Source organism: Planctomycetota bacterium (assembly GCA_035384565.1).
Taxonomy (GTDB): domain Bacteria; phylum Planctomycetota; class PUPC01; order DSUN01; family DSUN01; genus DAOOIT01.
The window spans coordinates 1-8,211 of record DAOOIT010000125.1; the positions used below are offsets into that span (position 1 = coordinate 1).

At 67.4% G+C, this 8,211-nt stretch carries 12 protein-coding genes; all 12 read right to left on the reverse strand.

What is annotated here, in order from left to right; all coding sequences use genetic code 11:
- A partial coding sequence (locus PLE19_23280) for a DEAD/DEAH box helicase family protein (protein HPD17871.1) occupies positions 1-880 on the reverse strand: 880 nt, incomplete at its 3' end.
- Positions 881-1,579: 699 nt separating this feature from the next.
- Entirely contained in the window at positions 1,580-2,377 is a 798-nt protein-coding gene (locus PLE19_23285) for a hypothetical protein (protein ID HPD17872.1), read from the reverse strand.
- Between the two features lies 1 nt (position 2,378).
- Positions 2,379-2,585, reverse strand: coding sequence for a DUF5049 domain-containing protein (locus PLE19_23290; GenBank protein HPD17873.1), 207 nt, complete (start codon positions 2,583-2,585; stop codon positions 2,379-2,381).
- A 1-nt stretch (position 2,586) separates the two neighbouring features.
- The gene (locus PLE19_23295) at positions 2,587-3,012 is read right to left on the reverse strand and encodes a hypothetical protein (protein ID HPD17874.1); all 426 of its coding nucleotides are present in this window, start codon (positions 3,010-3,012) and stop codon (positions 2,587-2,589) included.
- Positions 3,006-3,983 (reverse strand): amidoligase family protein, encoded by a 978-nt coding sequence (locus PLE19_23300; GenBank protein ID HPD17875.1) that lies wholly within the window; start codon positions 3,981-3,983, stop codon positions 3,006-3,008. Before PLE19_23300 ends, PLE19_23295 begins: the two co-directional genes overlap by 7 nt.
- A 10-nt stretch (positions 3,984-3,993) precedes the next feature.
- The gene (locus PLE19_23305; protein HPD17876.1) at positions 3,994-4,200 is read right to left on the reverse strand and encodes a hypothetical protein; all 207 of its coding nucleotides are present in this window, start codon (positions 4,198-4,200) and stop codon (positions 3,994-3,996) included.
- The gene (locus tag PLE19_23310) at positions 4,197-4,415 is read right to left on the reverse strand and encodes a hypothetical protein (protein ID HPD17877.1); all 219 of its coding nucleotides are present in this window, start codon (positions 4,413-4,415) and stop codon (positions 4,197-4,199) included. The genes PLE19_23305 and PLE19_23310 overlap by 4 nt, the downstream gene beginning before the upstream one ends.
- A 396-nt stretch (positions 4,416-4,811) precedes the next feature.
- Positions 4,812-5,090, reverse strand: a complete 279-nt coding sequence (locus tag PLE19_23315) for a hypothetical protein (protein ID HPD17878.1) — start codon at positions 5,088-5,090, stop codon at positions 4,812-4,814.
- 41 nt (positions 5,091-5,131) lie between these two features.
- Positions 5,132-5,668 carry a hypothetical protein gene (locus PLE19_23320; GenBank protein ID HPD17879.1) on the reverse strand — a complete coding sequence of 179 codons (537 nt, stop codon included), beginning with the start codon at positions 5,666-5,668 and terminating at the stop codon, positions 5,132-5,134.
- Between the two features lie 17 nt (positions 5,669-5,685).
- On the reverse strand, positions 5,686-6,315 hold the full coding sequence (locus tag PLE19_23325; GenBank protein ID HPD17880.1) for a phage tail protein: 630 nt from the start codon (positions 6,313-6,315) through the stop codon (positions 5,686-5,688).
- A 2-nt stretch (positions 6,316-6,317) separates the two neighbouring features.
- Positions 6,318-7,730 (reverse strand): baseplate J/gp47 family protein, encoded by a 1,413-nt coding sequence (locus tag PLE19_23330; protein ID HPD17881.1) that lies wholly within the window; start codon positions 7,728-7,730, stop codon positions 6,318-6,320.
- 5 nt (positions 7,731-7,735) lie between these two features.
- On the reverse strand, positions 7,736-8,137 hold the full coding sequence (locus PLE19_23335) for a GPW/gp25 family protein (protein HPD17882.1): 402 nt from the start codon (positions 8,135-8,137) through the stop codon (positions 7,736-7,738).
- Between the last annotated feature and the right edge of the window lie 74 nt (positions 8,138-8,211).

Consider the following 8,211-nt stretch of genomic DNA (forward strand, 5'->3'; position numbering starts at 1 on the left):
CGTAGCCGGGCTTCTCCTTCCGCCGTTCGGCGATGAAGGACCTGACGAGGCGACCGTAGTCTTCGTAGCGCGCCTGTTCCTCGTCTGTCAGCGCCACGGGGATGCGCACCACGTCGTAGTCCGCCAGGGTCTTCCCCTTGGCGTGCGGGATCTCCTGACGGTAGACGACGGGGCCGACGAGCCACGCCAGATCGGCATCGAGGCCGTCCGAGCGCTCCGGCGTCGCCGTCAGGCCCAGCCGCATCGGCGCGGCACAGAAGAGCGCCGCCTCCCGGCGGCACGGGCCGGGCAGGTGGTGCTCCTCGTCGAAGACCACGAGCCCGAACCGTGCGCCCAGCTCGCCCATGTGGGCGTAGGCGCTGTCGTAGGTGGTGACCGTCACGCTGCGGACGTTGTGCCGGTTGTCCCCAAGGATGCCCGCATCACACCCAAGGCCGCGGAGGATGCGCCGATGCCATTGGTACATCAGGTCGCGCACCGGCGCCACGACGAGCGTCGCCACGCTCGTGTGCCGCATGGCCGCCAGGGCGACCTCGGTCTTCCCCGTGCCGGTCGGCATGACGACCTGCCCGCGGCCGCCGGCCGCCCGCCAGGCGTCGAGCGCTTCCTGTTGCTCCCGACGCAGGGGTGGGAGACTCACCACGCCCCACTTCACGTGCGGCGGCACCGGCACCTCGTCCACGAACCGCCCGGGGAACTGCTCCGACAGCTCTGCCCGCACGCGCACGTAGTGGATCGCGTCGCACCGGAATGCCCCGATCCGCTCGTCCCAAACCCACGGTCCCGTCTCCCGAGCCAGGTCGGCGTCCGACTCCCGCGCGCCGTCCAGCCGGAGTGTCCCGCGGTCGAAAGACAAGCGGAGAACCTGCTCGGGTTCCATCGGCACGCCCTCTCGCATCCGCTGTGCCGGCGCCACCAAGCCAACCCTGGCTCCCCGGCTACCAGTATAGACTGCCGCCCACGAGCATGCAATTCGGCCCCTCGTCCTCACTCACGGCCGATGCAGGCGCTTCGCCGCAGAGTTCGGTCGGCCTCACAGGGCTGCACGCCCAAACCGTGGAGCGCGGGCCTGTCTGCTCGTCGTCGCTGGTCGCGGACGCTATACGATGGCGCGATGCAAAGCGAACGACAACGCGCAACCCTGCGGGCCCGTTCGCGTCGGCAGTCGACCGGGGATCGATCTGGCGGTCGTCCGCAGCCCACGGTGCCACAGGGGCGGCCCAGTGATCAACAGGGGCGATGGCCGGGAAGGGCCGCTTGGGCGGGATTGCCACTCCGCCCGACCCTTCGCCAGGCTGCCGCGGTGCGGGTGTGTTCTTCTTCGGCGGTGCCATCGCGGGGTGTGTGCAAGGGCGTCGCGGGAGCCGCCGGCATGGGCGGGGCCACAGGCTCACGGGGCGCAAGGAGCTACGCCTGGGGACCCGCGGCGGCCTCCGCAGATCCCTTGGGTCTGGTCGGGTCCGCGTTCTCTGTTCCTTTGCCGCGGCTTAGCTATCGCCCTCTCCGGCCAAAGAGGCACTGCCCCAGGCGGCAGGCCGAAGGCGGGGCAGCCAGTCAACGGGGGCGCGAGAGGGATTCCTCACCGAGTGGGAGACAGCATCGCGTCGGGAGAGAGGAAGAAGACGTCCTGCTGGGTGAAGCCGAGAAGGTCACGGGCGTCGAAGGTCGAGAGCGTGAAGGCGTCGAGGCCGATGACCCAGTGCGCCTGCCTGGCGAGGACGGAGCGGAGCATCCACGCTTCGCTGGCGTAGAAGACAGCGTCGAGGCGCGGCGCGTAGGCGGCATCGAGGGGCATGTCGCCCTTGAGGAGCCGCAGCCTTTCCGGCTTGTCCCCGCGCACCCATGCCGCCGAGGTCGACCCCACGCAGAGGGCGAGCATGGACTTGAACTCGGCGTCATTCCTGGCTCGGCGCACCATGCGGAACAGGACCTCGCTGTCTACCTCGGCGGCCCGCGGCAGGCGGAACTTGCGGAAGAGTTCGTCGGCGTTGATCACCGTGCCGTTGTGGGTCCCGTACACGATGCCCCTCGCGCCCGCTGCGGTTCCTGCCCTCGGCCCTACCACGAGCGGATGATTGTTCGCGTTGTTCCTCTCGCTGCCGCGCGTCCTGAAGCGTGTGTGGCCGAGGACCACGGTCACCGAGTCATCGAGCCGAAGCGCCTGCCAGTAGTCGTCGGCCTGGATCAGGCTGCTCGCGGTGACCGGGCGCTTGAACACGGCTGCCGACCCATCCCTGCGGAGGACGGCGACGCCCGTGGCGTGATGCCCTCGCTTCTGGTTCAGCAGGAGGAGGCCGGTGAACAGGGTCCGGATGGTGACCAGCTCGTCGCGTTTCCGGCGCTTGCGGCCGAGGATGACGCCCGTGAGTCCGCACATGCTACTTCTCCTCCTCAGCCGCGAAGCCTCGGAAGAGTCCGCGTGCGAACCGCTTCCTGTTGCTCCTGACCCAGCGCGCCGCCTCCTCGAAGCCGAACTCCTCCGCAAGCTCGGCGACGACGGAGCGATCCAGCATATTCGTGAGTCCTGACTGACGGACGGCTTCGAGACCGTCGAGCACGGCTTTGGGCACTTTCACCTTGCCCATCTCAATCCTCCTTCTTCGCATCGAGGCCCAGACGACGGTCCAGCTCGGCGAGTTCATCGGGGGTGAGGCGGAGCTTGGGGCGCAGGAACTTCCACGCGCCAGGCAAGTCGCCGGCGTTGAGCAGCCTCGCCGTCTCGCGGACCATGTGCTCCACCTTGTCGAGGTCGGCCCCAGACAGCCGCTGGAGCTTGGCCAGGCCGAGGCGGTCGAGCTCGCGGACGAAGGACTCGCACCGGTCGTCGAGCTTCTCGCCGGCGAGGGCAAGCTCGATCCCCTCGATCTCCTTGACCCGTTCCTGGACGATGGCGACGTAGTGGAGTACGTCCTTCACGTCGCTGAACATCGAGGCGCCTTTCATGGCGCGGACGAGGTCGAGGGGCGTCGCCCCCTCGAAGGTCTCGCCGTCGCGCATGGTGAGTCTCAGCATGGCTGCGCTCCTTCAGTTGGGGTTGCGGGGTGTTCTTCTGCGGCGCTGTCGGGCGCTGTGTTGGGGTCTGTCGGCGCGGGAGGCGGGGTCGGGCGACCGTTCTTCCACGCGGCGCTCCCGGCGAGGTTCGCGAGCAGGTGCTTGCGGCACGTCTTGAACTCATCGCCGATGAGGCCAAGTCCGAGGAGGAAGACCCGGAGGTCGTAGCGGTCGCTCCGGCCGTTGGCCTTGCGCTTGCGGCTCGATGCGGCTCGGGCATTCAGCGCCTTCGCGGTGATGGCGAGACTGAATTGCACGGCCGTTTTCACGCGACCCGCATGCAGAGTCCCCGGGTACCCTCGATACTCGATGCTTCCGCGAAAAAATGTACTGTGAAGATTCAGCAGGCCGTAGCGCGAGGGATCGTACCGAACCGGCGCCGTGTTGTGGTAGCCGTACCAGAGCCTGTTGACCTGCTCGCGGGTGCGGGGCTTGCGGCGGTCGATGGCGCGGATGAAGTCGTCCCGTGTGGGACGGCAGTAGCGCTGGAGACGTTCGGGCGTGACGCCGAGGGCGCGGATGATCAGCTCCTCCTGCTTGTAGAAGATCTTGGCGAGGTTGGCGAGTGCCCGGCCGTCGAAGGCGGATGCATCCACGTGACAGTGCAGCCCGCAGGAGCCGTCACAGCTGCTCCCTGCCAGCTTCCGTATCGCCCGCACCACGTTCTGCAACTCCGCGAGGTCGGCGTACGTGAGGATGGGGGTCACGACCTCGGCGCGCAGGTGCGACGGCACTGATGTCAGAGAGGCGTCGTGAACGACCTTCCAGATGCGGCCGCGGGAGTCGGTCACTTCCCACGGGTCGTAGCTGGAGGGGTAGCCGGTGTGGCGGACGGCGCCGCCGACGACCGTGCGGATGGCCTCAGCCACGGTCTGGCGCGTCTTCCCGACCGTCTCGATCTCGACTCCGAAGCGAAGCTCCCGCATGTCCATCGTCTGCTCCTCAGGGGTCGAGGCCCAGGTCCGGGGATGCCCATTCTGCGCCGCAGTCGAGGCAGCGGCGGTGGGCGTGGTAGCCGGCGTCGAACGGGAGGGGCGGGTGCCTCAGTTCGTGGCTCTCGCACTTGGGCTGCGCCGTGCAACCCGCGTCGCGGTCGCACAGCCACATCTCGATCCGCTTGCCGCCGCACTTCGGGCACGTGGCGATCATCTTGAGTCTCCCGCTTCCGCCCCGCGTCGCAGGGCCTGCGCCAGGATGAAGCCGCTCATCTTGTAGCCGCAGCGCCTCGCCTCGGCCTGGATCATCCGGCGGACGCCCTGGCTCTTGGTGGTGAGGTAGATCTCGGTCAGCCGCTCCCAGGAGAGGCGCTGGATGCGGGGCTTCAGCTCTCTGGCGGTCAGGGGGCGGCGTCGCTTGCCTGTCATCTCTAACTCCTTTGCTGACAACTGCTTGCACCGACAGACATATAGGCATAGTGTTCCACATCAGTCAACTGGAATCTTCGGCGGAAGTGCATATTCTGCAAGGATTTACGGCTGCCTAAGTCTCGATGGGGCCGCAAGATGGGGCGATGGCGGGTTGGGGCGGGGGGATTCCGGCACGGGCAGGTGGCGGGTGGGAGTGTGCGGGGGGCGCGGCCGTGCGCGCGCGGGCGGCCCGGGCAAGACGGGGACGGCCTGGCAGCCCCGCGGCTCAGCGGCTGCCGGGCTTGACGCAGGGCATTGGCGGGGTATACTGACGGCCGTGGGGGCCACGGCAACAGCGGCGACAGCTCCTCCCCCTGCCGCCGCTACGTCCCTCTGGCCCCCACGTCGGCGGTGTCACTTCTCGCCAAAGAGCCAGTCCTTCAGTGCCGCGGCGAGGAACGCGATGCCTGCAGCTACGAGGGACCATATGGTCTTGAGCCGGGTGATGGCCTGGGAGTGCTCGTCCACCTTGGCCTGGAGGGCGAGGAGGCGGTCGATCTTCTCGTTGATGGCCTGGAGGGAGGCGCGCATCTCGCCCCGAAGCTCTGCGACCTCGAGGAGGTTCTGGACGATCTCGACGTCGAGGGCCTTGCGGAGGCCGTTCTCGGGGGGCTGGTTCTTCGGTCCGGTCATCGAAGTGCCTTATTCCTCATCATCATGATGGTGCGCCGCGGCTACAGCTTCACGACGGCGACGAGTTCCAGCATGGTGTTGGCGCCCTTGCTGAAGTCGGGGATGTTGCGGACCTCGTAGAGGTAGCCGGGGACGAGGACCTCGCCGTCGGGGTTCTCGGTGGGATGGTAGATGCCGTTCTCGGCGACAGGCCCGGTGACGCCTTCGACGTGCTGGACGTTTCCCCCGAAGAAGCCGACCTCCTTGATCGTCCTGTCGGCCGCCTCGTAGTCGGCGTAGCGGAAGAAGACGCCGATGACAAGAGTCTCCTGCGGCGTCTCGGCGTAGGCCACGCCGTCCACGGTGATCGTGCCGTTGGGGTCTTCGACCAGGAACGAGGACTTGTAGGCCGTATTGCGGATGAGCTCGCTCTTGAGCAGCGTCTGGTCGGGGGTGGGGGCCGGCGGGTTCAGCGGGTCGGTGAAGGAGGCGTCGCCGCCTCCGAGGGCGCAGTGGGTGATGCCTTGGACACTCTCGCCTCGGAGGAGCTTGCCCATGAGCACCTTGCCGCTGTTCACGATGAGCGCGTTGTCGGGCATTGGGGGAACCCTTTCCGTCAGGTGGTGATGGCGGCCATCAGGCAGAAGCCCTGAGGGGCCGAGGTGACCGCCGTTGCGATGGTGACCTTCATGGCACAGCCGCCGTCCGCATGGGCAGATCCCGTGGCCGCCATGACGAGCAGGCGGGCCATGTGGGCCTCGGGGACGGGGGCCGTCGCCCAGCAGATGCGGACGCAGTAGAACACCCACTTCGTGCCCGCCGGGTGGACTTCCTCGAGGAGCGATGCGAGCCAGAGGGGCGGCTCGTCCAGGGGAATCTTGTAGACCCCCTCCCACGGCTCGTTCTCAATGACGGGCGCGCTGACGCCCTGCTCGGCGAGGATGCGTTCCAGGGAGTATCGCGTCCCCTTGTGGCGGTAGAACTCGATGCGGAACTTGATCAGCCGCCGCTGAAGCTCGGGGTCGCGGGTGTAGACGTAGGGGTAGCCGACGAGGGCGCCGAGGAACGGCAGGAACTCCGCCGGCACACGGTCGAGGTCCCAGAGGACGGGGAAGTCGTCGATCTTGGCCTTGAGCCAGTCGAGCGTGGGCGCGAAGACGCGGAGGAAGTCCCGCAGGTCGCCGTTGTCCTCGAAGCGATACACTTGCGGCAGGAGAGCGGGCAATCTGTCCTCGAAGTAGCCCATCGTCACTCCGTCACGTAGAGCGCGGTAATGTTGGTGGTGCCTTCGACCGCAAGCTCGCCCGCGGCGATGGAGATGTCCCTGGTGGGCCGGCGCATCACCACGTGGCTCACCCCTTCGACACCGTCGATCAGGGCGACGAGGTCGGAGAAGTAGATGTCCTGCCCGAACCGCACGTTGTCGAAGGCGAGGGTGTCGCGGACCTTCCCCAGCACGACGTCGAGGACCTCGAAGCGGTCGTAGTTGCGAAGGACGTAGATGTCCGCGTCGATGTTCATGGGAACGTAGACGGGGTCTTTCACGTGGACGGTGACAGTCAGGAGCTTCCGCTCGTTGAGGAAGGCGAGCACCTGGTTCTTCAGCAACTGCGAGGGCAGGCCGCCGCCGTCGGGTGCGATGACGACGCAGACGTGGTAGTAGCCCATGTTCAGGCAGTTGTTCACGTCGAGCACCTGGGCTTTCGCCACGCCGGGATAGCCCTCGGCGAGGGCGATGTAGTCGGCCTTCGTGACCGCCCGCCACAGCGACGCCAGTTCTGCCGGCGCCTGCCTGCGGGCGTGGTCGAGTTGCTCTCGTGAGTTGCCGTTCGAGGCGACCTGGATATTGGTCACTGTGAGCTTGGCCTGCTCGCCCTGGAAGTAGACGGGGTCGAGGAGCGCGTTGACCAGGCGCTTGCCGATGTTGCCTCCAGCGCCGAGGGTCTTGAGGTACTTGGCGGCGACCGCCTGGCCGCCGGGGGGCAGGAGACCGTACTGGCCATCCCCCAGGGTGACGGATGTCTGATCCAGGGCATCGGTCGCCAGGATGTAGTGGGCGTCGGCCGGCGTGCTCTCGTAGAAGGTCCGCACCTCAGTCCACTTCACGCCTCCGACCCAGACCTCGATGGAGCCCTGGGCGATGTCTTTCGCGGCGAGGTGGAAGACCTGGCCCTGCGTCCCGTCGGTGGTGAAGCCCTCTTCGCTGGGGACGCCCTGGACGGCGCCGACCATGCCGTCGAGGGCGCCTGCGGCGATGGCGAGGTCTTCTGCCGTGGCGAAGTCGACGTTCCCCTGGTCCGTCGTGGCGCGGCAGCGGGTGTGCTTGGGGATGGTGAGCGGCCCGGGCAGCGCCGCGGCCAGGCGGAAGTAGAGCGTCGTCGTGGCGGCCACGAGGAGGTCGAGGCGGTAGTTGACCAGGTTCGTCAGGTGGATCACGTTCTGGCGCTGGCGCGCTGTGGGGAGATAGGCCTCGTTCGCCTGGTTGTCAAGATAGAAGAGGAGCATGTCGCCGAGGCCGCAGAACAGCTCCAAGAGAACCATCCCCAGGTCGCTCTCATTGAAGTCCGTCCACCGGTCGGTGATGGTCGGGATGCGCTGGACGAGTTCCTGGCGGACGGCCTCGTAGTCCTTGTTCGTGTAGTTGACGCGGACCTTGGCCATATGCGTTACACCTCGCGGACGAAGGGATAGACCAGGTTGCCCCGCACCTGGGTGCGGATGATGCGGTAGTCGAGCCGGATGATGGCGACGTTGCGATCGGTCACGAGCGGGTCGTCGCTGAATCCCACCCCCTCGATGACGACGCGCTTCTCCCAGCGCTGGATGGCGTCGATGATGAACTGCCTGGCCAGCGCCTTGAAGACGACGTCGTTCTGCTGGAACACGAGTTCCGGCAGCCGCGAGCCGAACTCCGGGAGGAAGAATCGCTCCCCGGGCCGCGTCGACAGGATCTGCCAGATGCTCTCGTGGATGTGGGCGTGCTCGGTGCCTGCGCCCTCGGAGACGGCCACGCCGCCGGCGGCCCCGAACCGGAGCGGATACCTTGTGCCTCTGCCCAGGAAGTCCATCACGGTCGAGGCTCCTCGCACTGCGCGGGGTCGGCGGGGATTTCGGGGACGTCGGGTTCCTCGCCCGGCTCCTC